Annotated in this window: 29 protein-coding genes and 1 other annotated feature; of the genes, 7 read left to right on the plus strand and 22 right to left on the minus strand. The window is 40.9% G+C overall.

Features of this window, described 5'->3' with window-relative positions; genetic code table 11:
* Window positions 1–122 precede the first annotated feature (122 nt).
* Window positions 123–1,133 carry a 3D domain-containing protein gene (locus tag BUQ87_RS12080; RefSeq protein ID WP_038267218.1) on the minus strand — a complete coding sequence of 337 codons (1,011 nt, stop codon included), beginning with the start codon at window positions 1,131–1,133 and terminating at the stop codon, window positions 123–125.
* 155 nt (window positions 1,134–1,288) lie between these two features.
* Here BUQ87_RS12080 and BUQ87_RS12085 point away from each other — a divergent pair, with 155 nt between their 5' ends.
* A complete protein-coding gene (locus tag BUQ87_RS12085; RefSeq protein ID WP_038267220.1) occupies window positions 1,289–1,762 on the plus strand; it encodes a hypothetical protein in 474 nt (157 codons plus the stop codon).
* Between the two features lie 95 nt (window positions 1,763–1,857).
* Here the strand turns inward: BUQ87_RS12085 and BUQ87_RS12090 are convergent, their stop codons facing one another.
* From BUQ87_RS12090 to BUQ87_RS12100, 3 genes are all read right to left on the minus strand, one after another.
* Window positions 1,858–2,625, minus strand: coding sequence for a TatD family hydrolase (locus BUQ87_RS12090; RefSeq protein ID WP_038267223.1), 768 nt, complete (start codon window positions 2,623–2,625; stop codon window positions 1,858–1,860).
* Entirely contained in the window at window positions 2,626–4,566 is a 1,941-nt protein-coding gene (gene metG / locus BUQ87_RS12095; RefSeq protein ID WP_038267226.1) for a methionine--tRNA ligase, read from the minus strand.
* Between the two features lie 63 nt (window positions 4,567–4,629).
* Window positions 4,630–4,855, minus strand: a binding site (T-box leader).
* Between the two features lie 70 nt (window positions 4,856–4,925).
* Window positions 4,926–5,576: an MtnX-like HAD-IB family phosphatase gene (locus tag BUQ87_RS12100; protein WP_038267229.1), complete on the minus strand. Its 651-nt coding sequence runs from the start codon at window positions 5,574–5,576 to the stop codon at window positions 4,926–4,928.
* 167 nt (window positions 5,577–5,743) lie between these two features.
* Between BUQ87_RS12100 and BUQ87_RS15850 the strand changes: the two genes are divergently transcribed.
* On the plus strand, window positions 5,744–5,986 hold the full coding sequence (locus BUQ87_RS15850; RefSeq protein WP_278309056.1) for a helix-turn-helix transcriptional regulator: 243 nt from the start codon (window positions 5,744–5,746) through the stop codon (window positions 5,984–5,986).
* Between the two features lie 282 nt (window positions 5,987–6,268).
* Here the strand turns inward: BUQ87_RS15850 and BUQ87_RS12110 are convergent, their stop codons facing one another.
* Complete coding sequence (locus tag BUQ87_RS12110) at window positions 6,269–6,739, minus strand: DMT family transporter (RefSeq protein ID WP_077216627.1); 471 nt, start codon at window positions 6,737–6,739, stop codon at window positions 6,269–6,271.
* Window positions 6,740–7,011: 272 nt separating this feature from the next.
* Between BUQ87_RS12110 and BUQ87_RS12115 the strand changes: the two genes are divergently transcribed.
* The 4 genes from BUQ87_RS12115 (at window position 7,012) to BUQ87_RS12130 (ending at window position 10,221) form a co-directional block, all read left to right on the plus strand.
* Window positions 7,012–7,599 (plus strand): DUF3841 domain-containing protein, encoded by a 588-nt coding sequence (locus BUQ87_RS12115; RefSeq protein ID WP_052636318.1) that lies wholly within the window; start codon window positions 7,012–7,014, stop codon window positions 7,597–7,599.
* The gene (locus BUQ87_RS12120) at window positions 7,583–8,170 is read left to right on the plus strand and encodes a DUF3841 domain-containing protein (protein WP_038267233.1); all 588 of its coding nucleotides are present in this window, start codon (window positions 7,583–7,585) and stop codon (window positions 8,168–8,170) included. Before BUQ87_RS12115 ends, BUQ87_RS12120 begins: the two co-directional genes overlap by 17 nt.
* Window positions 8,171–8,311: 141 nt before the next feature.
* A complete protein-coding gene (locus BUQ87_RS12125) occupies window positions 8,312–9,745 on the plus strand; it encodes a nicotinate phosphoribosyltransferase (RefSeq protein WP_038267235.1) in 1,434 nt (477 codons plus the stop codon).
* A 233-nt stretch (window positions 9,746–9,978) separates the two neighbouring features.
* Complete coding sequence (locus tag BUQ87_RS12130; RefSeq protein WP_038267238.1) at window positions 9,979–10,221, plus strand: AbrB/MazE/SpoVT family DNA-binding domain-containing protein; 243 nt, start codon at window positions 9,979–9,981, stop codon at window positions 10,219–10,221.
* An 86-nt stretch (window positions 10,222–10,307) separates the two neighbouring features.
* Here the strand turns inward: BUQ87_RS12130 and rsmI are convergent, their stop codons facing one another.
* The 3 genes from rsmI to BUQ87_RS15480 all read right to left on the minus strand — a co-directional run bounded on the left by rsmI (window position 10,308) and on the right by BUQ87_RS15480 (window position 12,111).
* Window positions 10,308–11,150 carry a 16S rRNA (cytidine(1402)-2'-O)-methyltransferase gene (rsmI, locus tag BUQ87_RS12135; RefSeq protein WP_038267240.1) on the minus strand — a complete coding sequence of 281 codons (843 nt, stop codon included), beginning with the start codon at window positions 11,148–11,150 and terminating at the stop codon, window positions 10,308–10,310.
* A gap of 1 nt (window position 11,151) precedes the next feature.
* Window positions 11,152–11,904 (minus strand): tRNA1(Val) (adenine(37)-N6)-methyltransferase, encoded by a 753-nt coding sequence (locus BUQ87_RS12140; protein WP_038267242.1) that lies wholly within the window; start codon window positions 11,902–11,904, stop codon window positions 11,152–11,154.
* Window positions 11,905–11,970: 66 nt separating this feature from the next.
* Window positions 11,971–12,111: a hypothetical protein gene (locus BUQ87_RS15480; protein WP_207647193.1), complete on the minus strand. Its 141-nt coding sequence runs from the start codon at window positions 12,109–12,111 to the stop codon at window positions 11,971–11,973.
* Window positions 12,112–12,481: 370 nt separating this feature from the next.
* On the opposite strand from BUQ87_RS15480, the gene BUQ87_RS12145 reads away from it, so the two are divergent.
* On the plus strand, window positions 12,482–13,981 hold the full coding sequence (locus BUQ87_RS12145) for a sodium-dependent transporter (RefSeq protein WP_038267245.1): 1,500 nt from the start codon (window positions 12,482–12,484) through the stop codon (window positions 13,979–13,981).
* A gap of 122 nt (window positions 13,982–14,103) precedes the next feature.
* Here BUQ87_RS12145 and BUQ87_RS12150 read toward each other — a convergent pair whose 3' ends face one another.
* From BUQ87_RS12150 to rpsM, 14 genes are all read right to left on the minus strand, one after another.
* Window positions 14,104–14,991: a PSP1 domain-containing protein gene (locus tag BUQ87_RS12150; RefSeq protein WP_038267247.1), complete on the minus strand. Its 888-nt coding sequence runs from the start codon at window positions 14,989–14,991 to the stop codon at window positions 14,104–14,106.
* The gene (locus BUQ87_RS12155) at window positions 14,988–15,926 is read right to left on the minus strand and encodes a DNA polymerase III subunit (protein WP_038267249.1); all 939 of its coding nucleotides are present in this window, start codon (window positions 15,924–15,926) and stop codon (window positions 14,988–14,990) included. Before BUQ87_RS12155 ends, BUQ87_RS12150 begins: the two co-directional genes overlap by 4 nt.
* Window positions 15,927–15,983: 57 nt before the next feature.
* The gene (locus BUQ87_RS12160) at window positions 15,984–16,664 is read right to left on the minus strand and encodes a dTMP kinase (RefSeq protein ID WP_038267252.1); all 681 of its coding nucleotides are present in this window, start codon (window positions 16,662–16,664) and stop codon (window positions 15,984–15,986) included.
* Between the two features lie 311 nt (window positions 16,665–16,975).
* Window positions 16,976–17,368 carry a 30S ribosomal protein S9 gene (gene rpsI, locus BUQ87_RS12165; protein WP_038267255.1) on the minus strand — a complete coding sequence of 131 codons (393 nt, stop codon included), beginning with the start codon at window positions 17,366–17,368 and terminating at the stop codon, window positions 16,976–16,978.
* A 34-nt stretch (window positions 17,369–17,402) separates the two neighbouring features.
* Entirely contained in the window at window positions 17,403–17,831 is a 429-nt protein-coding gene (rplM, locus tag BUQ87_RS12170) for a 50S ribosomal protein L13 (protein WP_038267258.1), read from the minus strand.
* Window positions 17,832–18,016: 185 nt separating this feature from the next.
* The gene (gene truA, locus BUQ87_RS12175; RefSeq protein ID WP_038267457.1) at window positions 18,017–18,757 is read right to left on the minus strand and encodes a tRNA pseudouridine(38-40) synthase TruA; all 741 of its coding nucleotides are present in this window, start codon (window positions 18,755–18,757) and stop codon (window positions 18,017–18,019) included.
* A gap of 35 nt (window positions 18,758–18,792) precedes the next feature.
* A complete protein-coding gene (locus tag BUQ87_RS12180) occupies window positions 18,793–19,593 on the minus strand; it encodes an energy-coupling factor transporter transmembrane component T family protein (RefSeq protein WP_038267262.1) in 801 nt (266 codons plus the stop codon).
* Window positions 19,587–20,450, minus strand: a complete 864-nt coding sequence (locus BUQ87_RS12185; RefSeq protein ID WP_038267265.1) for an energy-coupling factor transporter ATPase — start codon at window positions 20,448–20,450, stop codon at window positions 19,587–19,589. The genes BUQ87_RS12180 and BUQ87_RS12185 overlap by 7 nt, the downstream gene beginning before the upstream one ends.
* Window positions 20,441–21,271, minus strand: coding sequence for an energy-coupling factor transporter ATPase (locus BUQ87_RS12190; RefSeq protein WP_038267267.1), 831 nt, complete (start codon window positions 21,269–21,271; stop codon window positions 20,441–20,443). Before BUQ87_RS12190 ends, BUQ87_RS12185 begins: the two co-directional genes overlap by 10 nt.
* Window positions 21,272–21,513: 242 nt before the next feature.
* Window positions 21,514–21,855, minus strand: coding sequence for a 50S ribosomal protein L17 (gene rplQ, locus BUQ87_RS12195; RefSeq protein WP_038267271.1), 342 nt, complete (start codon window positions 21,853–21,855; stop codon window positions 21,514–21,516).
* Window positions 21,856–21,879: 24 nt separating this feature from the next.
* The gene (locus BUQ87_RS12200) at window positions 21,880–22,827 is read right to left on the minus strand and encodes a DNA-directed RNA polymerase subunit alpha (protein ID WP_038267273.1); all 948 of its coding nucleotides are present in this window, start codon (window positions 22,825–22,827) and stop codon (window positions 21,880–21,882) included.
* A gap of 48 nt (window positions 22,828–22,875) precedes the next feature.
* Window positions 22,876–23,502 (minus strand): 30S ribosomal protein S4, encoded by a 627-nt coding sequence (gene rpsD, locus BUQ87_RS12205; RefSeq protein WP_038267275.1) that lies wholly within the window; start codon window positions 23,500–23,502, stop codon window positions 22,876–22,878.
* Window positions 23,503–23,525: 23 nt separating this feature from the next.
* A complete protein-coding gene (rpsK, locus tag BUQ87_RS12210; protein ID WP_038267277.1) occupies window positions 23,526–23,921 on the minus strand; it encodes a 30S ribosomal protein S11 in 396 nt (131 codons plus the stop codon).
* A gap of 23 nt (window positions 23,922–23,944) precedes the next feature.
* Window positions 23,945–24,313, minus strand: coding sequence for a 30S ribosomal protein S13 (gene rpsM, locus BUQ87_RS12215; RefSeq protein ID WP_038267281.1), 369 nt, complete (start codon window positions 24,311–24,313; stop codon window positions 23,945–23,947).
* Between the last annotated feature and the right edge of the window lie 73 nt (window positions 24,314–24,386).

Raw genomic sequence — 24,386 nt, forward strand, 5'->3', positions numbered from 1 at the left:
ATACAATTACCCCTACAGCCTGCGTCTATATAATACACGCGGCATATTTTTCAAAACAGAAATGGAAGGCATATAATGCCTTCCCCAGTAATATTAACAGTATTTATAGTCTTGGGCAAGGTTTATTTTAGTATATAAACCTTCACGTTCTTTCTACCGAACCTTCTGGCATCGCTCAAGCTCTCCATATATATGTCTATTTTATTTCCCTTTATGGCACTTCCCGTATCCTCTGCGCTTGCAACTATTCCAAGCGGCTCTATATAAAGTTTCGAGCCAAGAGGTATTACATTTGGATCCACTGCGACAACGCCTGGCCTTACCCTGGTTCCGCTTCTTGTTATGCCGTATTCGGCGTCCCCAGGATTTTTTCCTGTGCTTTCATATCCAGCAGTATATGCCGTTGCACTCACTGAAATGACTTTTTTGAAATTCCTGTGCTCCCCCCTTGAGGTTATGACAAAACTTTTAGTTCCTTTTTTGACTACCTCCTCGGAAGGCTCAGAAATCATCTCCTCTTCTATTTTGCTCCTCTTAACTTCGGTTCCGTCCTCAAGCACCACTTCATATACGACTTTTTTGCTTCCCATTGTTCCCTTTTGCACTATGGCGCTTTTTCCAGCCTCAATGCTGTCATCTGATATGACTTCAACCCTGTATGGCACATCCTCCACGACTTCTACATTTTGAATGTCCACTTTGGTTATGCTTATCTGGTCTCCAGGCTTTATCTCCTTCGCTCTACCTGGGATCACCTTGTCATACTTTGAAAGCTTCATGTCCTCTTGCTTCAAAAGCCCTTCCACCGTCTTTTCTGCAGTTTTGACCTTTCTTTCCTTGCCATTTTCACTTATAGTCACTTCAAAAGCCCTGTCTATTCTTATGACAGTCCCATCTACAAGTGTTGTTTCAAGTCCAGGGGATACCTGGTCGTACTTTGAAAGCTCTATTTTCTTTTGCTCCAGCAGACTCTTAACATCATACGCCGACGTGGACATTTTCATATCCTTGCCGTCCACAAATAGATTTACACTTTTGTTCCCCATGTCATATATGGCCATAGCCATTACTATGAACACGATCAAAGCTACATATTTTCTATATTTTTCTAGAATGTCAAGTCTTGACTTCATGAAAATCACCTCCTCTTATCTGAACCTCGTCTATTTTATTTCATTTTTGGAATCTTGTCAAACCATTTTTGTTTTTTGCCGCATTCAATGGGTATGTCATTTTTATGTGGGTATAAATAATAAAAATATAATTTATACACGAGGGGGGGATATATATGCCCAGTATTTTAGCTTTTTTCAACGAACCCAAAAAGGCTTACAACTGCCTAAGCGATGTAAGAAAAAACATCCCTAAGGATGCAAAGGCCTATACCGTCGCACAGCAGGAGTATTCGAAGGAAGAAAAGGATCTTGTGGCGACTAAAAAAACAGGCTTCAAAATAGCAACCAAAGTGGGCGGGTTTACAGGTCTTGTCATTGGTATTTTGGTATCACTGGGTGTTTCAACGGAGCTTTTAAAATCATTGCCTCACCTTACCATGGTGATAATAACAGTGATAGCATTTGCCGCTTCCGGAAGCATAATAGGTCTTTTGGTGATGATGTACGCAAGGCATTTCAAAGATAAGAACAATTTTGACGTCGAACGGGGCAAGCTTATACTGATAGTTGAAAATCCGGGGGATCAAAAGGAAGGCATAGTCGACATAATCCAAAAATATACTCCCGAAAAGGTTAAAGTGTATTAAAAATTCATAACGAAACAGGAAAACGACAAATAAAATGAGCGGTTGCAATGCATCCGCTCATTTTATTTGTCCTATATGCCTTTAATGCATGTATTCTAATCTATTCCAAAAAAATTCTTTGCATTTTCAGTTGTTATATCGCAAGCCTTTTCATATGACATTCCCTTTATCTGGGCTATCTTGTCAGCCACGTATTCAACCTTCGTAGGATCGTTTCTCTTTCCCCTGTAAGGATGTGGGGTAAGATACGGCGAGTCCGTCTCTATTAAAAGCCTTTCGATAGGAACCTCTCTTACCACAGCTTCCCCTTTTTTGTTGTTCTTGAAAGTCACAGGCCCAGCAATCGATATATAGCAGCCCATTTTCACATACTCCATAGCCATTTCAGCGCTTCCCGAGTAGCAGTGAAGCACGCATCCCGTCTCAGCCTTTTTGAACTTTTTTATAATTTCCATTGTATCGGCATGTGCATCCCTGTCATGGACTATTATCGGAAGATTCAGCTCGTTCGCAAGCTCTATTTGCATCCTGAAAAACTTCTTTTGTATATCCCTTGGCGAAAAATCGTAGTAGTAGTCAAGCCCTATCTCGCCTATTGCCACAACCTTTTGCGACTTTGCAAGCTCCCTGAGTACGTCTATTGAATCTTCGTCAAAGTCCTTGGCTTCGTGAGGGTGAACCCCAACTGCAGCGTATACAAAACTGTTTTCCTTTGCAAGCTTTATGGCCTGCACAGATGATGGTATGTCAACGGCCGGGTTTACAACATACTCCACCTTGCTCTCTTCTATTGCCTTTAAAATTTCCTGCCTGTCGGAGTCGAATTTTTCATCGGTTATATGCGCATGTGTGTCAAAAAGCAATTAAGACACCTCGCATCCGTTTTCTATGTCTGAAACAGATACAAGCTCAAGCTTCGAGTCATCGTCATTGTAAGCCGCAAGTATCATTCCCTGGGACTCAACCCCTCTTAGCTTAACCGGCTTAAGATTACAAACCACTACCACGTTCTTTCCTTCAAGCTCTTCTGGCTTGTAGAATTTTGCTACTCCGGAAACTATCTGTCTTTCTTCGCTTCCAACCTGTATTTTAAAGACGAGAAGCTTGTCTGCCTTAGGGTGCTTAGATGCCTCTTTTATAGTTCCCACTCTAAGCTCTATCTTTGCAAAGTCGTCTATTGTTATCTCTTCCTTGTGCTCTATAGGCTTTGCAGCTTCTTCCTTTGGCGTAAATATCTCCTCAAGCGCCTTAATCTCTTCTTCCACGTCAAGTCTTGGGAAAAGTATCTCTCCCTTTGAAACCACTGAACCTTCAGGCATCTTTCCAAATTCCTTTACGCTCTCCCAGCTTAGTATGCCTTCCTGTCCCTTTATTCCAAGCTGATCGAATATCTTTCCTGAAGTAACATGCATAAGAGGGCTTATAAGAACTCCTATCATTCTTATGGCCTCCCCAAGGTTGTAAAGCACAGTGTCAAGCTCATCTTTTTTGTCTTCCTCTTTTGCAAGGGCCCAAGGCATTGTCTCGTCTATATATTTGTTTGACCTTCTTACAAGTTTCCATATGCTTTCGAGCCCATCGCTGAACTGAAGCGCATTCATGGCCTTTTCAAACTCTATGTGAACTCCGTTTGCAACCGCCTTAAGCTCGTCATGGAATCCTCCAGATGCCTTTGGAGACGGCAGCTTTGAGTCACTATATTTTTGAATCATAGTCACAGTTCTGCTGACAAGGTTTCCAAGGTCGTTTGCAAGGTCTGAATTCAGCCTTCCAAGGAAGTTTCTGTTAGTGTAGTTTCCGTCTTTTCCGAATGTAAATTCACGAAGCAGAAAATATTTAAGCGAGTCTATTCCGTATCTTTCTATGAGAGGTTCAGGATACACTATATTGCCCTTTGACTTTGACATCTTGTCGTCTCCAAACAGTATCCAGCCGTGTCCGAATATCTGCTTTGGAAGAGGAAGATCTAGCGCCATAAGTATTGCAGGCCATATTATAGAGTGGAATCTCACTATTTCTTTTCCAACTATGTGAACGTCTGCAGGCCAGTATTTATTGAAGTGGCTCTCGTCATCCGACATGTATCCAAGCGCTGTTATATAGTTGCAAAGCGCGTCAAGCCATACGTAGACAACGTGTTTTTCATCGAATGGAACCTTTATGCCCCAGTCGAATGTAGTTCTAGAAACGCAAAGGTCTTCAAGGTTTTCATTGAGGAAGTTGCTTAGCATTTCATTCTTTCTGGCTTCAGGGAAACAAAAATCAGGATTCTTTTCATAGTACTCTATAAGCCTGTCCTTGTAGTTTGACAGTTTAAAGAAGTACGCCTCTTCCTTTGCAAGTTGAGCCTCCCTGCCACAGTCAGGACACTTGTTTCCTTCAAGCAGCTGAGTCTCAGTCCAAAAGCTTTCGCAAGGAGTGCAGTACCATCCCTCGTAATGAGACTTGTATATGTCTCCCTTTTCATAAAGCTTTTTGAATATCTTTTGCACTGCGTCCTTGTGCCTGTCCTCAGTAGTCCTTATGAAGTCGTCATAAGATATCTCCATAGTCTCCCAAAGCTTCTTTATGTCCTCTATCATTCCGTCCAGGTATTCCTTAGGCTGCATTCCCTTTCCTTCTGCAGTCTTTTGTATCTTTTGTCCGTGCTCGTCAGTTCCTGTAAGGAATCTCACGTCATATCCTGTAAATCTTTTGAATCTAGATATAGCATCCGCCGCCACTGTAGTGTATGTGTGGCCTATGTGAAGCTTTCCACTTGGATAGTATATCGGCGTAGTTACGTAAAAAGTCTTTCCGCTCATAATTTTTCCTCCTTTAATTACCCTCTTGTTTTCATGTCCAAAAAATAAAAAAGCCCGCCCCAAAGAAGGGGCGAGCTGATGTTCTCGCGGTACCACCCTGTCTGCCTCGCTGCAACTCTGTGCGGGCATCTCTCGAGGACTTTAACGTGTCCAAATCCGTTCCACCCTAATCACAGTTCAGATGGAAGGCTCCGGGGCCATGTTCAGCATAGAGTTCCCTGCCGGCTTTCACCTTTTCCGGCTCTCTGCGAGGGTCTTTTTTGCCTACTCTTCCCATCAACGCCTGTTTCAAAATTGCTTCAAATTATGATTTAAATGTTATATTATTTTTACCCCAGTGTCAATATGTCATGGGCATGTTATTTCATATCCATTATGTTTTCATCCACATACCTTATTATATCCGAAAAGTCTTCGAATGGAACAAATTCTTTTCCCTGCTTTCCAAGCAGCACCGCAAGATCCCTCTTCGCAAACACTATGTCACCGTTTTTAGACGCGCACCTGTCAGAATAGCCATCACCTATGTATATCGAGGTGGATCCGCACTCTTTCAGCCCGTCTATTATATCCGTCTTGCAGTTTCCACAGGAACCGCAGTCCGGATTGTTGTTTGGAAAATATGCCTTCATGCCGCCATTTTCAAACACTATGCTGTTTGCATAGTACCGTATGTGCAGCAGCCCGTTTTCACTGAGCACCGGTTCTATGAGCTTGTCGTATCCGTCGCTCACTATGTAAATATCCGCTCCCCTGCTCTCCATGAGCTGGGCGAATCTTTTGAAATTCGGGTCTATCTCCATGCTCCTCGCAAAGCTCTCAAGCTCTGGTTCGTCTATTTCTATAAGGTCGAGTATCATCTGGCTCAGCTGGGCGGCGCTGTACCTGCCTTCCTTCCACAGCCTTTCTATTTCCTGCCATCCGTCCCTTGCATACTTCCTTGTAAGCTCAACGCATGTGTCGTTTAATGTTATTGTCCCGTCAAAATCGCAAAACACCGTATATTTCAAATATATCCTCCGTTCATACTGTCTTCTGTGTGAATTTGCCGCCGTTTCATATGATATAATAATACCATATATTTTATCAGTTCATATCTGAAAATACGACTCCCGATTCCATAAAACATATTCACTATCACTTCACAAAAGATATAGACATAAGTACACTCGCAAAGATAGAGCACTATAATACGGGATATTACAGTGAGTGGTTCAAGAAAAACATGTCCGTATCGGCCAAAGAGTATATACAGAGCCTTCGAATAGACAGGGCAAAGCAGCTTCTTTTGAATACTGACTTCAGCATACTCCAGATCGCTCAATTGGTGGGCTACAGCCACAACTCGGCCCTCACACGGGTATTCAAGTCTTTTGAAGACATTACTCCGGCACAGTTCAGGCGTAATTTACGAAAATAGCAATTCTTGAATTAAGCTTTATTTTCAAGTTCATTACGCTGTATTTGCACAGTGGTATTGACCATATAAAAAGGCATGTGAATAGCGGGACCGGTCCAGCCGGGTCACACCTCACATGCCTTTGATGTATGCTCTTTGTAATTTTGAATCTTATCCAACACCATATTGTATTACAAGAATCCTATATGTTTTTGCCCCCGTCTCTAAATCTCAAATTCTGGGAAAGTATCCCCAGCACTATAAACATAAGTCCTACAATCGAGCTCATGAGTATCTCCTCTTTCAAGAAGCTGCAAAGAAATATATGAATACGCTTATTGTCTTGTCGAAATTATACTTTTTACCCATTATCGAAAATAGCGCAAACACAAATGCAGCACCCAGAGCCATTGCGTCTCCCTCAGTACTTGTCAAATTGAGCTGGACGAGGTTTCCCTTGGTTGTTATTACAATTATTCCAATGAAACTTATACATACACCTATGATTTTTCTCTGTGCCACCTTTTCTTTCAGTATTACAAACGCCAAGACAAGGACAAGTATAGGCCACGTATATGCAAGAATAAAACCTTCGGAAGCCGTAGTCATGCTGAGTGCGCCGTAAAGAAGCACATAATAGAGATAATTGCCCAAAAATCCCAACACATGCATAGAGCCGTATTCCCTTTTTCCGTATTTTCGAAGTTCCTTCACCTTCCCCTGGGCAATTAGCAGGACGCCGAGCACCAGTGTTGACAATATCGTGGAATACAGGTTTACATATGTTGTATATCACTATGCAGTTACATTTGCCATAATAATTCTATTGCATCGCCAAAATATATGTGATGAAGTTAAAAATGTATTGATATACGGTAAGCAATTATGATTCGGGGCATATATAATAACATTATCAGCAATATGATGCTTTTTACTGCGGCGTCTTTATATCTGTAAAACATAGAATTTGATGGGATTTTCTCTTTATGGTATCGTCATCATTAACAGGAGTTTCACAATCACGATTACAAAGGAGGCTGATTGCTTTGCCTAAGATAAAGCTTTGGACAAGACAAAACAGGGCAATACTAGAAATTCTCGAAAGAGATGGAGTTTACTATGCCAAAAAGGACGTGATACAGCAAAAATTCGGCGCATGCACCGATGTCGTGCTCAAGGCGTACAACTGGTATGTCCAAAAGGCCAAGACCCTGGTTCCCATGCCCGAAGGCTCCCAGTATCCCATATGGCTTTCGACATGCGAGGAATTCGGAATGAGGCTGACAGAGGACAATGTAATACTAGAGGTCGAAGTTGACAGTGAAAAGGCCCTCATATTCGACATGGACAAATGGAGCTATATAGTGAACTTCTGGTACCTTCCAAGAGACGACAATGACAAGGAAAATCACGAAATGGAACTCAAAAGATATGGGATATCAAACGAGGCCTCCATTTTCCTCAACAACTACCACCCGTTTTTAAGATCTAAAGTCGAAAAAAGCTGGGAGGGCCTATTTGACGATGCCTTCAAGCTTTCCGACCTCACTGTGGCTACTCTTTGGGAGATAAGGAGCGAATGGATCACAAAAATCATAGAAAGCGAGGATGATATGGATGCGAGCTCAAAATAAAACGGTGACGCTTTACGCCTGCCAACGTCCCATAGTCTGGCAGACCATACAGTCAAAAGGGGTGTACCATGTGAAAAAGGAGTTCATAACCCAAAAATACCAGGAGTCAGCTAAGGTGTTCCTGCACGCATACAACTGGTTCGTATCAAACGCCGAAAAAATATCCCCAAGGCCAGAGGGAGCGGAATATGCTGTATGGGTGTTCACGGACCCCAAAATAGCAGAAGGCTTTTTGGGTGACTATTTCATGGTGCTTGAGGTTCCGCTTGAAAGTACAGTGTTTTTCGACAAGGGAGACTGGAACAAAGTCCTCAACATGGGATATATAGAAAACAGCAAGTCCGAAAAACTCTCTCACATGAAAGAGCTTGAAAAATACGGTATAAGGCACGAATCGGAAGTTTTTTTAACTCCATTTTACCCCCAGTTCAAATCAAAAATACAAAAGAGCTGGCAGAAGCTCTTCAGGTTCGACTCCGAAATAAAAAAATCAGGCGTAATCCCCCATCCAATGCAGGCTGCGATATGGGAGCTAAAAAAGGAGTGGATAAGGGAATACAGGGTTGTATAGCTGTCCTTTGTTAATAAAATACTTAATCCCTTAACCTCTTAAAATTTACTTTTTTTATGTTATAATTGTCTTGATGACATAGTATTAACATAGAAATAAAAAAATTATGCACTTTCATAAATTTTAAAAAGGACGGTAATTATGAGAAATCTAACCCTGCTTACAGATCTTTATCAGCTTACTATGATGAACGGATACCTTAACGAAGGGCTTCACGAAGACGTTGTGGTATTTGACATGTTCTTCAGGCAAAATCCGTCTGCCGGCGGGTATACTATAGTGTGCGGAATAGAGCAGCTTGTGGACTACATAAAAAACCTCAAATTTGAAGATGACGACATACAGTATCTAAAGAGTCTGGGAGTTTTTTCTGACGAGTTTCTTCAAATGCTAAAAAACTTCGAGTTCACTGGAGACATATATTCAGTGGAGGAGGGAACTTTCATGTTCCCAAACGAGCCCATAGTGAGAGTCAAGGCCCCTATATTCGAGGCCCAGCTTATAGAGACGACTCTTCTGAACATAATAAACTTCCAGTCCCTGATAGCCACAAAGGCTTCAAGAGTGTGCAACGCAGCCCAGGGAGACCCTGTGCTCGAATTCGGACTTAGAAGGGCCCAAGGGCCTGATGCTGGAATCTACGGTGCAAGGGCGGCCGTAATAGGGGGATGCACAGGAACTGCAAACGTGCTCGCTGGAAAGATGTTTGACATTCCCGTTGTAGGCACTCACGCCCACAGCTGGGTTCAAAAATTCAATTCCGAATACGAAGCATTCGCGGCATATGCAAAGTCTTATCCTGAAAAAGCCCTTCTCCTAGTGGACACTTATGACGTACTTGGCAGCGGTGTCCCAAATGCAATCCGTGTTTTTGACGAAATAAGCGCAAAGGGATACAATCCCCTTGGAATAAGAATAGACTCGGGCGACCTTGCTTATCTTTCCAAAAAAGCGCACTCAATGCTTTCAGCTGCGGGATATGAAAACGTATCCATAACCGCTTCCAACGACTTGAATGAATACAAGATACTCGAACTTAAAAACCTAGGAGCTAAAATAAATTCATGGGGCGTCGGAACAAAGCTCATAACTTCAAGCGACTGGCCCTCTCTTGGTGGAGTGTACAAGCTCAGCGCCGCCCAAGAAGACGGACATCTGGTTCCTAAAATAAAGATATCTGAAGATCCTGAAAAGATAAACAACCCTGGATATAAAAAGGTTTTAAGGATATATGGAAGCAATAATATGGCCGAAGCCGACGTTATAGCCCTTGACGATGAGAAAATAGACGGAAGGGAGCCCCTTACGATATTCCACCCTGTATACAACTGGAAGAAAAAAACTTTTACAAACTATCGCGTAAAAGAACTTTTAAAACCCCTTTTCATAGGCGGAAAATGCGTACATGAGCAAAAAAGCGTAATGGAAATAAGGCAGTTCTGCAAGGATGAGCTTCAGACTTTATGGCCTCAGTACAAGAGGATAACATCTCCAGAGTCGTACAAGGTTGACCTTTCAGAAAAACTCTGGCTTTTGAAAAGTCATATGCTCAGCGAAATTAAAACGCCACAGTAAATATATTTATAATTTTCACTAGAATATATTTTTCAGCAAAAAGACGGGACGCCTTAAATACCCGTCTTTTTGCATTTCCCAAAAAAGTAAATACCCTCACAGTCCTCTAGTGGCACAATTTTTTATGCCAAATTTCAAAAATAATGTTGACTTTTATTCCCAGCACTGTTATTATTTTATTAGATGAAATTTGTCGAAAAATGTATTTATAATTTTGATAGGGGGGCTTTAATTTGAAATCTACAGGTGTTGTAAGGAAAGTCGATGAACTAGGTAGAATAGTAATCCCAATAGAGCTTAGAAGAAATCTTTCAATTGCTGAAAAGGATGCTCTTGAAATTTATGTTGACGGTGAGTCTATAATCCTTAAAAAATACGAGCCTGCATGCATATTCTGCGGAAATGCAAAGGACATAAAGGTTTACCAGGGCAAAAACATCTGTCCTGAGTGCCTAAACACAATAGCAAATCTTTAATAATATATTTGAACATTTCAAAAGGCGGACAAAATTGTCCGCCTTTTTTTTATTGAAAAATGAATTCGGCTTTATATACAGTATATTTATATGTCCAAAGTTTCCTTGTATACTTCGTTTTTATGGACCTTCTTAAGCTTTGCCGTCTTTTTTATGGCATCCTTTTTGCTCAGGCCCTCTTTTTCCATAAGGCTTATAACGCATTCCCTGCTTGTCATCCCTTCCATTTCATGCTCTGCTTCATATTCTGCATCATACGAGGATCCCTCTATAACAACCACAAATTCTCCTCTTGGCTTTGAATTTTTGAAGTGGTCTATGCAATGCTGAATGTCGCCTCTTATTGTCTCTTCATATAGCTTTGTAATCTCCCTTGCAACAGAAATCTTTCTGTTTCCCAGAATCTCAAGACACGATTCGAGCATTCCCAAAAGCCTGTGCGGAGCTTCATAGAATATTATTGTGCACTTTTCCCTGGAAATACTCTCAAGCTGCTTTCGCCTTTCTTTTTTGTCCCTTCCCAAAAATCCAAAAAACATGAATCTTCCCGCTGGAAGGCCCGACGCCACAAGTGCCGTAACAAATGCGCTAGGCCCCGGAAGAACCTCAACCCTTATCCCCTCGTCTATCGCCAGTTTTACAATATCCTCTCCCGGGTCTGATATCCCAGGCATTCCCGCATCTGAAACAACTGCAGCGCTTTGCCCTTCTCGCAGTCTTTCTATTATTTCGGGCCCTCTTGTGTTTTTGTTGTGTTCATGATAACTGACAAGCGGCTTTGATATTTCATAGTGGTTCAAAAGCCCGAGAGTCCTTCTCGTGTCCTCCGCCGCTATGAAGTCTACGCTTTTAAGCACGTTTATAGTCCTTATTGTTATGTCTTCAAGGTTTCCTATTGGAGTTGCACAAACATACAGTGTTCCATTCATATTATATCGCCCCTATTTTCTCGCTCGAATATATTTCTTTTATCGCATCAGTGTAATTTCCATCTTCATTGTATACATACAGAGGCTCCATTATCTTAAGTTCGGGCTTTCCACCTTTTGTACACTGTATAAGCACCATGTTGGGACTTTTTCCCGCACTTGGATGTATGAATTTTATGACCTTCGGCTCCAGCTTGTGCTTTCTTGCCTTGCACATTATGTCCGCAAGTCTTGTGGGCCTGTGAACCATGAAAAATTTGCCCCCGCTCATCAAAAGCCTTGATGCGGTGAATATTACATCCTCAAGGCCGCAGGCTATTTCATGCCTTGATATGGCCTTTTTATCGTTTGGATTTTTTATACCGTCTGGATGCATGTAAGGAGGGTTTGATGTAACCACATTATACGAATTGACCTGGAGGTGTTTGAATATCTCCTTCATGTCCTCGTTTACTATTCTCACCCTGTCTTCAAGTCCATTCAGCCTCACTGACCTTTGTGCCATCTCGGCCACCTCGTCTTGTATTTCGACTCCTGTGACCTCCTTTGCGCTGCTCTTCCCTGCTATTAGTATTGGTATTATTCCCGTTCCCGTACCAAGGTCCACAACCTTGGACTTTGAATTTACCTTTGTAAAGTTCGCAAGAAGCACAGCATCCATTCCAAAGCAAAACCCGTTCGTATCTTGTATTATCCTCAGGCCGTTGACCTGAAGGTCGTCTATTCTCTCGCCCTGCTTTATAATTACTTCCATAAAAAATACCTACTCCATTTCATAAATAATGTATACACTCTATTTTAAATTTTAAATTAGTTTCATTTAAGTTTCAACTTTTTTATAATCTATTTGGGCATAAGTCTCTATAGTTTCAGTTTCCGTTATTTTTAAAACAATATATTCCCTGCATGTAAGCCCTGTTTTTTTTAATATTCTTGCCAATCTAATCCCGCACCCTTTCATTATATGCTATGCCATAATTCTATTTACCGTCAATATTCAACACCTCAAAGCACCGCTTTCTATATTTTTTATATATACTAAAATTTTTTTATTTTTGAATTTAATAATTTTTTTTGATATAATAGTCTTATGAAGTGTTTTTTCCGTGGAATAGCCTTTCTATACGCTTATTTCTTGTCGAATACATTCCCTATTTCGTGATATTTTTTTAACCGGGTTTTGTTAAATACGTTGGGCTGCATTTTTTGCTGCTCCTCTATTTATATTGCAGTTTTACTGCGCCCGTCAATTCTTATGTCTTTTATGCATTTCAAATTTAATGCATGACACATATCTATATTAAAATACAATTGAAAAGAAGGTGGTTTTATTGAGTAATTCTTCAAATGCCCAGGGCGGTGAAAAGTGGTCTAGCCGTTGGGGATTCATAGCTGCTACAATAGGAATGGCTATCGGTACAGGTAACATATGGCGTTTCCCAAGGGTTGCCGCAAACAACGGCGGAGGCGCTTTCATAATAGCCTGGACTGTTGCGCTTTTGATTTGGTCGATACCTCTATTGATGGCGGAGATGGTAATAGGCAAGCAGAGCAAAGCTGGAACAATAGGCTCTTTTAAGAAGTTCGTAGGCAAAAACTATGCGTGGATGGGCGCATTTATTGCATTCGTGTGTTTTGCTATAATGTCATATTATTCGGTGGTAATGGGGTGGTGTCTGAAATACTTCATGACAGCTGTATCCGGAGGCTTCAATTCCACAACCTCTGTAAATGATACAATGAAGATATGGGAGTCTTTTATAAATTCTCCGGCCCAGACTATATCGCTTCACCTTGTTTCCATAGGAATAGCTGTATTCGTAATATACAGGGGTGTTACAGGCGGAATAGAAAAGACATGTAAGATGCTAATACCGAGTCTTTTCCTGATATTATTATTCATAGCTGTAAGGGCGGCATTTCTTCCAAACGCGGTCGAGGGCTACAAATACCTTTTCACTCCAGATTTCTCTCAGCTTTTGAGCGGAAAGATATGGCTTGAAGCCTTCACCCAGTCGGCATGGTCCACAGGCGCCGGATGGGGCTTTATAATAACTTATTCGTCATATACTTCAAGTGATTCTGACATAGGCCTTAACAGCTTCCTTACGGGCTTTGGAAACAACATGGCCTCGATACTTGCCGCAATGGCGATAATACCTACCATATTCGCTCTTTCAGGCAGCCTCGCGGGAGCTCAGGAGGCTTTTACATCTGGAAATACGGGACTTACATTCATATATCTTGCAAGCCTATTCCCTACCATGGGAGGGGGGCAGCTTCTAGCCTCGCTTTTCTTCTTCGCAATGGCGATATCGGCTCTTTCTTCACTCATTGCCATGCTTGAGGTTTGCACCAAGATACTAATGGACACTGGAAAGACAAGACAAAAGGCTTCAATAATCGTTGGGATCGCAGGATTTCTAGTGGGAATCCCTTCAGCATACAATATAGAATTTCTAAACAACCAGGACATGGTCTGGGGAGTTGCCCTTCTTATATCAGGACTTTTCTGTGCATATGCACTGTTCAAGTACGGAGTGGAAAAGGCGAGAACAGATATTATAAACGGACCATGGGCGGACATATATATAGGAAAATGGTGGAGCTACTGCATATATATATTCCCGGCACTGTTTTCAATAGTTTTCATATGGTGGATATACCAGTCCATATCATGGTATCCTGACACATGGTATTCACCATTTGAGACATATTCGGCGGGAACAATAATCATCCAGATAACTATAGCAATTTTAATAATAAAGGGAGTGAACTCAAGATTTGTAAAGGCCCATGAAAAGGGTGGTGAAAATACGAATGCCAGCTAAAACTATGATATTCATGGCCTTGACACTTGCTTTTTATGGCGGAGGATTTATACTTCTCGCCATTAAGGCCTCAAGGAGTTAAAATAAAAACCTAAGCCGAATTCGGCTTAGGTTTTTGTTTTTTATTTGTCTTTTTCAAGTTTTCTAAGTTCCTTTTCAAGCTTCCTGTCCATCTTTTCTTCGCTTTTTAATTTACCTCTTTTAGCCTTTTCTATCACTTTTACCTCGTGTATATAAAATTTCTTTATATCGTCTTCGCCTTCAACCGAAACGCTTAGCTCCTCCTTTATGAGCTCTGTAGAGACTACTATGCCTTTTCCAAGCGGCGTTATAACCTTTGAGTTTACGGGAGGCATCTTATCTATAAGGTTTTCGTAGGTACTGTGCTCGTAGTTGAGGCAGCAAAAAAGTCTTCCGCACACTCCAGATATCTTTGTAGGATTGAGCGAAAGGTTCTGGTCTTTGGCCATTTTTATTGAAACCGGCTGGAAATCTCCAAGCCAAGTGCTGCAGCAAAGAGGTCTTCCACAGCATCCAAGCCCTCCTATGGATTTTGCCTCGTCCCTTACACCTATCTGCCTCAGTTCTATCCTCGTCTTGAATACAGCGGCAAGGTCCTTTACAAGCTCACGAAAATCAACTCTTCCATCTGCTGTAAAATAGAATATTAGCTTGTTTCTGTCAAATGTGTATTCTGAATCTATAAGGTACATGTCCAGTTCATGTTTTTGTATCTTTTCGCAACACACATCAAAAGCTTTCTTTGCGTCTTCCTTGTTCTGACTGTTTGCCATCAGATCTTCATCCGTTGCAATTCTTATTATAGGCTTGAGCGATGAAACTATCTCTTCCTTTGAAACTTCTTTTATTCCAACTGCAATGGTTCCGAATTCAAGCCCTCTCACAGTTTCTACTATTACACTGTCCATAATGCCCGGCTTAAAATCCTGCGGGTCAAAATAGTATATCTTGCCTGCCTTTTTAAACCTCACTCCTACAACTTTTATCATCTTATCACCTCTTGTATATTAACAAACATAACCTGCATGGTAATGCTGAAATTGCAGTTGCTCCTCAACTTCTGCCTGCTTTCTTCCATTATTTCTATAATCCTTGCAATCTGAAAAAACGAAAGCTTTTCTGCCATTTTCTCTATGAACTCTTTTCTGTCACTGTTTATAAGCATATCCAAGTCACTGCATTTAAGGCTTATCATTATATCCCTGAAATATGCCACTGAAGTATCTATTATTTCGTCCACCTGTTCTCTGTGCTTTTCTATATACGACAGGGCTGAAATGGTATCCACGGCGCTTCCCGAAAGGAGAACCTCTATTAGCTTTTCACTTTTTTCCCTCAATATGCCAAATTCCTCGGATTCAATAAGGTTTAAAGCCCTTGAGAGTATTCCCTTTGAAAATGCCGCAAGTACATGGGCCCTTTCGCATGAAATCCCCTTGTTTTCCACAAGGTATTTTTGTATATGCGCCGGAGCAAGCGGAGAAAACTTCACTCTCTCACACCTTGAAATTATTGTCGGAAGCAGCATTGAACCGCTCTTTGCAAGGAGTATTATTACAGAATATGGCGGTGGCTCTTCAAGTGACTTTAAGAGGCTGTTTTGAGCCTGTAGTGTCATCTTGTCCGCCTCATCCAGTATATACACCTTTTTAGACCCGTACGGCCTTATAATTATATCCTGGCACATCTGCCTTATCTGGCTTATCTTGAAAGACGACCCATCCGGATATAGTAGAGATATGTCCGGTGAATTTTCTATGCTTTTGTCTCCCGTCAGCAGCTTTGCAAATTCAATTGCAAATGTCTTCTTTCCTATTCCAGAAGGGCCTTCAAACAAATATGCATGGCTTACCCTTTCCTTTTCTATGGAGTTTTGTATAAAGCGCTTTGCCGATTCCTGGCCCAAAATCATTTCAAAACCCATTTAATTCCTCATTTCCTCATTCTTTTTAAACAATATACATCCATTATATCACACTATCTATTTGACTCTGCCAATTATCTCCTGGTATATATGCTCGTGTATTTCCTCTATGCTTTTAAGCTGGCCCTCTTGCATGCATTCAACGTTTATCCAGCCATACCTGTTTGCAATCCACAGCGCGTTTTCATAAGTCTTTATAAGATATTCTCTGTCCTTTTCATGTATATCTTTTTCAGTCTCTCCCGTAAACTTGTTTTTCCTGTCTTTCATAAGGCTCATGCTCTTTTGCGGAGGCATGTTGAGGAATATCACCCCATCCGGCTTTGGAAGTTCAAATCTTTTGAATTCAAAGTCCAAGAGCCAGTCAACATACTCAATCTTTTCGCTTTTGCTTTCTATCTTCGAAGCCTGATGCACCATGTTAGACGTGGTGTACCTGTCTGCAATTATTATGCCTCCGTCTTCATAAAAGCTTCTCCATTCTTTCTGGTACGAAGCATACCTGTCCACAGCATAAAAGGCCGATGCCGCATAATAGTTGACATCCTCAGCTTTTTCTCCGAACTCCCCCCTCAAATACATTTTTATGAGAGATGACGATTCGCTTTTATAGTTTGGATATTCAACCTTTTTCACGTTTAGCCCTTCCGCCTTAAGTCTTTCATACAGCCTTGCAGTCTGGGTGGCCTTTCCGCTGGAATCTGTTCCTGATTCTATTACAAAAAGTTTTCCTTTCATTTTATCCTCCAAATCTATAGTTTCAGTTTGCTTTTAAAACATCTGCAAAATTTCAATCACCAAAACATATCACTTTTTTGTTGATAACCATGTATTGTTCTGTGGATATCTATTCATTTGAACAGCTCTTCACCAGACTGATTCAAACGTGTGAGAGTCGTTATTCACATTATCCACAATCGTATCCACTGCGCATATATATTGTCAATAAAACAATACAATATTTATTATATAATAAATATTGCAATTTTTATCTAAAAAGCATAAAAAAAAAGACCTTGAAAACAACAAGGTCTTTTTTGAAATCGATATTATCTCTTTGAGAACTGAGGCGCTCTTCTTGCAGCCTTAAGTCCGTATTTCTTTCTTTCCTTCATTCTTGAGTCTCTTGTAAGGAATCCAGCCTTCTTAAGAGTTCCTCTAAGCTCTTCATCAGCCTTTATAAGAGCTCTTGATATACCATGTCTTATAGCTCCCGCCTGGCCTGTGAATCCGCCACCTTCAACCTTAACAAATATGTCATATTTGCCTTCTGTGCCTGTCATAACTATAGGTTGCATAACGTCTCTCTTAAGAGTTTCATAGTCGAAATATTCATCCATATCTCTTTTATTTATAACTACTTTTCCTTCTCCAGGAACAAGTCTTACTCTAGCAACAGCGTGCTTTCTTCTTCCAGTTCCGTAGAATTGTACATTTGCCATGTGAAAATCCTCCCTTCTTACTTGAAAATACTGACTATATGTCTAAAACTTCTGGATTTTGAGCGTCGTGGCCGTGAACATCTCCAGCGAATACTCTAAGTCTCTTCATCATTCTGCTTCTAAGTTTGTTCTTTGGAAGCATTCCGTTTACAGCATGGTTTATAACCTCTTCTGGTTTTTCATCCATAAGTCTTCTGTATGGGATCTCTACAAGATTTCCAACGTATCCTGTGTGGTATCTGTAAAGTTTTTGGTCAAGCTTCTTTCCTGTAAGCTTAACTTTAGCTGCATTTAAAACTATTACAAAGTCTCCTCCGTCAACATGTGGTGTATATGTTGGCTTATGCTTACCCATAAGTACTTTTGCTATTTCAGAAGTTAGACGTCCAAGAGTTTTTCCTTCTGCGTCAACTACATACCATTTTCTTTGAACTTCGCTTGGCTTAGCTATATATGATTTCATACATGTCCCTCCTTACTGAGTTTCTTTAAAAAACTTTTATTTCGAAAGTTATATATCCGTATATAGTATATATAATATTCCGGGGCAGTGGTCTATTATATTAACATACCTTATAATTTTAATACATGACATATGAGGTGTCAAGTATATAAATTCTTTTTTTGCAGCTTTATTTTTTGCCCTGTTTAATAGTATACCTCTTTAAGCATTAGACCGTTTGCAGGCGCTGTTTTCCCGGCATTTTTTCTGTCCTTCGAAAGTATTATATCCTTTATCTCCTCCGGATTCTTTTTTCCAAGCCCTACGTCCACAAGAGTGCCCATTATTATCCTCACCATATTGTACAAAAAACTCTTCCCGCTTATCTCCATAGATATCATGTCATCATTCTCAATGAACTCTATTGTGTATACTGTTCTGACATCGCTTGGATTCGACGCTCCCGTCGACTTAAATGCTCCAAAATCATGTGACCCTATTATATATTGCGCAGCCTCTCTCATCCTTTGCACATCGAGTTTTTTTGCTACATGCCAACAGTAGTCCATGTGGATAGGGGATGGAAATCTTCTATTGTATATGTTGTATACATATTTTTTCCCTTTGGCATGATATCTCGAATGAAAATCTATATGTGCAAGCTGTGCATCTATTACAGCTATATCCTTTGGTAGATGTGCATTTAATGCAAATGGAAGCCTTTCAACCGGTATGCTTATATCCGCCCTGAAATTTATGCACTTGCCGCATGCATGCACCCCTGCGTCAGTTCTCGAGCTTCCATTTACGCTTATTTTTTGCCCTGTCACTTTGTAGAGGACTTTTTCAATCTCTCCCTGCACTGTAGGGGCGTTTGTCTGCCTCTGCCAGCCGGAATATCTCGTCCCCTTGTATTCTATTATCATTTTAATATTTTTCACGTTCATCACCTTCAATATAAAACTCCACACTTATATTCCATTTAGATAATCCACCTTGAAGCTACTATGCCTGCCATGTATATTGACATTATACCATATGATATATAGTCCCTTTTTTCCATTCTTATCTGTTTCATTCTGGTTCTGTTTTCGCCGCCTCTGTAGCATCTGGCTTCCATTGCCATTGCCAGCTCATCAGCCCTTCTAAATGCGCTTATGAAAAGCGGCACTAGAAGCGGCACTAGGTTTTTGGCTCTGCGCATAAGGTTTTTGCTTTCAAAGTCTGCTCCCCTTGCCATTTGAGCCTTCATTATCTTGTCAGTCTCGTCTAGCAGAGTCGGTATGAATCTTAGTGCTATTGTCATCATCATCGCCAATTCATGAGCCGGAACCCCTATCTTTTTAAATGGATTAAGCAGCATCTCTATCCCATCTGTAAGCTGTATGGGCGATGTCGCAAGAGTAAGTATGGAAGTTCCTATTATAAGAAATATCAGCCTTACAACCATGAATACACCCTGCCTTAGCCCTTCGCTTGTGAGCTTTAGCGGACCCATGCTCCATATAAGCTCTCCCGGAGTCAAGAACATGTTTATGACGAGAGTAAGCACAAGTATCGGAATAAGCGGCTTTAATCCTTTAATCACGTACCCTGCAGGTATCTTGGACATTCCTATTACTCCCCCTAGGAATAGTATTATGAGCGCGTATGGCACAAATGAGTCTATTATGAAAAGGGATGCCATGAATGCAAACGTACCTGCTATTTTTACTCTCGGGTCAAGTCTGTGTATTATGGAGTCACATGGGTAGTACTGTCCAATTGTTATGTCCTTTAACATTTTTTGTTCTCCTTAATGTATTTTAGTATTTCAGACTTCGCCTCTTCTATTGTTATTATGTCTTCCCTTATGCCAAATCCTTTTGCCCTTAGCTTTTTGACAAGTTCTAAAACTGAAGGCACCCCCAGCCCTATGCCCTTGAGCCTGTCTTCATGTCTGAAGACCTCCCTTGGAGTTCCCTCTATTTCAGCCTTTCCTCTGTTCATGACTATAAGCCTGTCTGCAAGCTTGGCCATGTCCTCCATGCTGTGCGACACTATTATTATTGTTATCCCATATTTTGAGTGCAGCTGCTTTATCTGGGCGAGTATATCGTCTCTTCCTTTTGGATCAAGACCTGCAGTAGGCTCGTCAAGTATTAGCACTTCAGGCTTCATTGCTATAACTCCCGCTATTGCCACCCTTCTTCTTTGCCCTCCCGAAAGGTCAAAAGGCGACCTGTCTTTCAGCCGCTCAAAGTCAAGCCCGACTATCTCCATTGATTCCTTTATCCTTTCGTGAATTTCATCTTCTGACATTCCAAGATTTGACGGACCAAAAGCTATATCTTTGTATATGGTTTCCTCGAATATCTGATATTCTGGGTATTGGAATACAAGGCCCACCTTTTTCCTTATGCTAGTAAGGCTGACGCCTTCTCCCGTTATGTCAAGATCGTTTATTATTATCTTTCCAGATGTAGGCTTTAAGAGGCCGTTAAGATGCTGTACAAGGGTAGACTTGCCTGATCCCGTATGTCCTATGAGCCCTATGAACTCGCCTTTTTTTATTTCAATATTCACTCCGTCAAGAGCCCTGCTTTCAAAGGGGCTTTTGGGATTGTAAATGTGCACAAGATCTTTTACTATTATCGACATAAGCTATTCACCATCTCATCTACAGTTAATATATTTGAATCCATATCTATTCCACACTTTTTAAGCTCATATGCAAGTTCCGTCATCTGTGGAACGTCAAGCCCAAGCTCTTTAAGCTTTTCAACCTGGACAAATATCTCCCTTGGATGCCCCTGCATTACAAGCCTTCCGGCCTCCATTACAAACAGCCTGTCCGCATCCACTGCCTCTTCCATGAAGTGCGTTATGTGTATTATGGTTATTCCGTCTTCTTTATTTAGCCTTTTTATGGTGCTTATTACCTCTCTTCTGCCTGAAGGATCGAGCATGGCTGTCGATTCGTCAAATATTATGCAGTCAGGCTTCATTGCTATGACTCCCGCTATTGCCACCCTTTGCTTTTGTCCTCCAGAAAGCAGGTGCGGCCCTTTTTTTCTGTATTCGTACATGTCTACTGCATTAAGGGCATCATCAACCCTTTTCCTTATCTCTCTCGGCTCTATTCCCAGGTTTTCAGGGCCAAACGCGACGTCTTCCTCAACTACTGTAGCCACAAGCTGGTTGTCCGGGTTTTGGAATACCATTCCCGCAGTCTGCCTTATGTCCCAGAGCCTGCTTTCTTCGCCGGTGTCCATGCCCTTTACTATTACCTTTCCTCTCGTAGGGCGCAGTATGGCATTGAGGTGCTTTGCCAGCGTCGATTTTCCTGAGCCGTTATGGCCTATTATGACTGCAAATTCACCTTTTTTTACATCGAGGCTTATCCCGTCAAGCGCCTTTAGGGTCTCTTCTTCTTTCGAATATTCAAACTCAACATTTTCAACTCTTATTATATCATCCATATTATCTCTCCATTTTGATGCATCGTACAATCGATCATCCATATGATTTTGACCTGCCCACATTTTAACGTCCATAAATCAGCAGTCAAATCTTCCAACAATACTATTATATAAAAGCCTTTGCTATTTTTAAAGTCTAATGCTCTCTTTATGATGCACACAGGCCTCCGCTTATTGGAAATAAGAAGATTTTATATGCATTATAAAAAGGGGAATTAAGCTTATGCCTAATTCCCTGCCCGTTAAACTAATTCAATTATAGCCATTTCAGCTGCATCGCCTCTTCTTGGCCCAAGCTTCATTATTCTAGTGTATCCACCGTTTCTTTCGCTGTACTTAGGTGCTATCTCATCGAATAGAGCCGCAACTACGTCTCTGTCCATAACGTAAGAAAGTACCTGACGCTTTGCATGAAGGTCTCCCCTCTTGCCAAGAGTAATCATCTTTTCAGCCATTCTACGAGTTTCTTTAGCTCTAGTTTCTGTAGTCTGTATTCTACCGCTTCTTAGAAGATCCGTAACAAGGTTTCTAAGCATAAGATTTCTATGTGCAGTAACACGACCTAGCTTACGCTGTTTTGCCATGACTATGCCTCCTTTGCCTGCCTATTATTCTTCAGTTGGTTGTAGACCCAGGCCAAGCTCTGAAAGCTTTCTTTCCACTTCTTCAAGTGATTTTTTACCCAGATTCCTAACCTTCATCATATCTTCTTCTGATTTGGAAGTAAGTTCTTCCACAGTATTTATGCCTGCTCTCTTCAGACAGTTATATGATCTAACTGAAAGGTCAAGTTCTTCTATTGTCATCTCAAGAACTTTTTCCTTCTTGTCTTCTTCTTTTTCAACCATTATCTCAACACTGCTCACGTGCTGAGTAAGGTCTATGAAAAGGTTAAGGTGCTCAACAAGTATCTTTGATGCCAAAGATACACCCTCTTGAGGGTTTATGCTGCCGTTTGTCCAAACTTCAAGCAGAAGCTTGTCATAGTCTGTCATCTGGCCCACTCTTGTGTTTTCAACCTTGTAGCTTACCTTTTCAACTGGAGTGTATATAGAGTCAACTGGTATAACTCCGATAGGCATATTGCTATCTTTGTTGTTCTCAGCTGAAACATATCCTCTTCCTCTATCTATGTTTATCTCCATATACAACTTGGCATCTTTCTCCATAGTCAATATATGAAGATCCTTGTTTAATATTTCCACATTAGGCGGACACACTATGTCTCCAGCCTTTATAACGCCTTCTCCTTGAGCATCTATTATAAGCGTTTGCGGTTCGTCTCCGTCTAGTTGCGCTGAAAGCTCTTTGAAAGAAAGTATGATTTCCGTCACATCTTCCTTTACTCCAGGTATTGTGGAAAACTCATGAAGAACTCCGTCAATCTTTACAGATGTAACTGCTACACCTGGAAGAGATGACAGAAGTATTCTTCTAAGAGCATTACCTATGGTAATGCCATAGCCTCTCTCAAGAGGCTCCACTATGAATTTGCCATATTTACCGTCTTGGCTCAGTTCAACTATCTCAACTTTTGGTTTTTCAATTTCAATCATCTAATGCCCCTCCTTAAAATTTTTAAAAGCATCGAGGGTAGTCAATTACTACTTAGAGTATAGCTCGACAATTAGATGCTCTGCTATGTCTAGGTCTATATCTTCTCTTGTTGGAAGTGACACTATTTTTCCAGACATTTTTTCAGCGTCTATATCAAGCCAGTTAGGAACCACTCTTGTAAAGTTCTCAACTAGAGACTTGAATTTAGCTGAAGATCTTGATCTTTCTTTAACTGCTATTACATCTCCCACTTCAACTGTAAGTGAAGGTATGTCTACCTTTTTTCCGTTAAGAGTGAAATGTCCGTGTGTTACTAACTGTCTAGCTTCTTTTCTAGAACCTGCTAGTCCCATTCTGAATACAACATTGTCAAGTCTTCTCTCAAGAAGGCTAAGCATGTTTTCACCGGCCATACCCTTCATTTTCTCAGCTTTTTCAAAAAGGTTTCTGAACTGAGTTTCAAGCATTCCGTATATTCTCTTAACTTTTTGCTTTTCTCTAAGCTGCATTCCGTAGTTAGACTGCTTCTTAGCTCTGCTCTGTCCGTGCTGTCCAGGAGCATAGTTTCTCTTGTTTATAGCACATTTATCTGTATAGCATCTATCACCTTTAAGGAAAAGTTTCATTCCCTCTCTACGGCATAGTCTGCATGATGCGTCCGTATATCTTGCCATTTAATTACACCTCCTGCTTCTCGTTAAACTCTTCTTCTCTTTGGTGGTCTACATCCATTGTGAGGAATCGGAGTAACATCTTTTATCATAGTTATCTCAAGACCTGCAGCCTGAAGAGATCTTATTGCCGCTTCACGACCAGCTCCTGGCCCTTTTACAAATACTTCAACAGCCTTAAGTCCGTGGCTCATTGCAGCTTTAGTCGCCTCTTCTGCACACATTTGAGCTGCAAACGGAGTTGACTTTCTTGATCCCTTGAATCCTACTTGTCCTGCACTCGCCCACGAAATTACGTTTCCTTTAACATCCGTTATAGAAACTATAGTGTTGTTGAATGTAGACTTTACATGAGCATGTCCACGTTCAATGTTTTTACGCTCTCTTCTCTTTACACGAGTTGTCTTCTTTGGCTTAGCCATTTTTGACTTCCCTCCTCACCTAATTATTTCTTCTTACGAGATACTGTTCTCTTTGGTCCTTTTCTAGTTCTTGCATTTGTCTTAGTCTTTTGACCTCTTAGTGGAAGACCTTTCATGTGACGTATTCCTCTGTAGCACTTTATATCTCTAAGTCTCTTTATGTTAAGTGCTATTTCTCTTCTAAGGTCACCTTCTACGATGTAATCTTCGTCTATTACTCTTCTTAGTTCGTTAACTTCTTCTTCTGTAAGATCCTTGATTCTTGTATCCGCGTTTATGTTAGCAGATACTAGTATCTTGTTTGAAGTTTTTCTTCCTATACCGTATATATAAGTAAGACCGATTTCTACTCTCTTGTCTCTTGGTAAATCGACTCCAGCGATTCTTGCCATGCTCTCTTACACCTCCTACATATTAAACATTGCACCCGAAGGTTTTTATCTGTCGATAAAGCCTTTGTAACTC

It is taken from the genome of Peptoclostridium litorale DSM 5388, from assembly GCF_900141635.1.
Taxonomy (GTDB): Bacteria; Bacillota; Clostridia; order Peptostreptococcales; family Peptostreptococcaceae; genus Peptoclostridium; species Peptoclostridium litorale.

Bases quoted from the DNA above. Each gene is read 5' to 3' on its own strand.
- BUQ87_RS15480 (WP_207647193.1), bottom strand. From the start codon at position 12,111: ATGAAAGGGTGCGGGATTAGATTGGCAAGAATATTAAAAAAAACAGGG.
- BUQ87_RS12160 (WP_038267252.1), bottom strand. From the start codon at position 16,664: ATGAAAGGAAAACTTTTTGTAATAGAATCAGGAACAGATTCCAGCGGA.
- metG (WP_038267226.1), bottom strand. From the start codon at position 4,566: ATGAGCGGAAAGACTTTTTACGTAACTACGCCGATATACTATCCAAGT.
- rplQ (WP_038267271.1), bottom strand. From the start codon at position 21,855: ATGGCAAAACAGCGTAAGCTAGGTCGTGTTACTGCACATAGAAATCTT.
- BUQ87_RS12150 (WP_038267247.1), bottom strand. From the start codon at position 14,991: ATGATAAAAGTTGTAGGAGTGAGGTTTAAAAAGGCAGGCAAGATATAC.
- BUQ87_RS12085 (WP_038267220.1), top strand. From the start codon at position 1,289: ATGCCCAGTATTTTAGCTTTTTTCAACGAACCCAAAAAGGCTTACAAC.
- rsmI (WP_038267240.1), bottom strand. From the start codon at position 11,150: ATGAATGGAACACTGTATGTTTGTGCAACTCCAATAGGAAACCTTGAA.
- rpsI (WP_038267255.1), bottom strand. From the start codon at position 17,368: ATGGCAAATGTACAATTCTACGGAACTGGAAGAAGAAAGCACGCTGTT.
- BUQ87_RS12140 (WP_038267242.1), bottom strand. From the start codon at position 11,904: ATGGAAGTAATTATAAAGCAGGGCGAGAGAATAGACGACCTTCAGGTC.
- BUQ87_RS12080 (WP_038267218.1), bottom strand. From the start codon at position 1,133: ATGAAGTCAAGACTTGACATTCTAGAAAAATATAGAAAATATGTAGCT.
- BUQ87_RS12155 (WP_038267249.1), bottom strand. From the start codon at position 15,926: ATGGGTTTTGAAATGATTTTGGGCCAGGAATCGGCAAAGCGCTTTATA.
- BUQ87_RS12190 (WP_038267267.1), bottom strand. From the start codon at position 21,271: ATGGATGATATAATAAGAGTTGAAAATGTTGAGTTTGAATATTCGAAA.
- rpsK (WP_038267277.1), bottom strand. From the start codon at position 23,921: ATGGCTAAGCCAAAGAAGACAACTCGTGTAAAGAGAAGAGAGCGTAAA.
- BUQ87_RS12200 (WP_038267273.1), bottom strand. From the start codon at position 22,827: ATGATTGAAATTGAAAAACCAAAAGTTGAGATAGTTGAACTGAGCCAA.
- truA (WP_038267457.1), bottom strand. From the start codon at position 18,757: ATGAACGTGAAAAATATTAAAATGATAATAGAATACAAGGGGACGAGA.
- BUQ87_RS12120 (WP_038267233.1), top strand. From the start codon at position 7,583: ATGCGAGCTCAAAATAAAACGGTGACGCTTTACGCCTGCCAACGTCCC.
- rplM (WP_038267258.1), bottom strand. From the start codon at position 17,831: ATGAAATCATATATAGCTAAGCCAAGCGAAGTTCAAAGAAAATGGTAT.
- BUQ87_RS12180 (WP_038267262.1), bottom strand. From the start codon at position 19,593: ATGTTAAAGGACATAACAATTGGACAGTACTACCCATGTGACTCCATA.
- rpsM (WP_038267281.1), bottom strand. From the start codon at position 24,313: ATGGCAAGAATCGCTGGAGTCGATTTACCAAGAGACAAGAGAGTAGAA.
- BUQ87_RS12125 (WP_038267235.1), top strand. From the start codon at position 8,312: ATGAGAAATCTAACCCTGCTTACAGATCTTTATCAGCTTACTATGATG.
- BUQ87_RS12185 (WP_038267265.1), bottom strand. From the start codon at position 20,450: ATGTCGATAATAGTAAAAGATCTTGTGCACATTTACAATCCCAAAAGC.
- rpsD (WP_038267275.1), bottom strand. From the start codon at position 23,502: ATGGCAAGATATACGGACGCATCATGCAGACTATGCCGTAGAGAGGGA.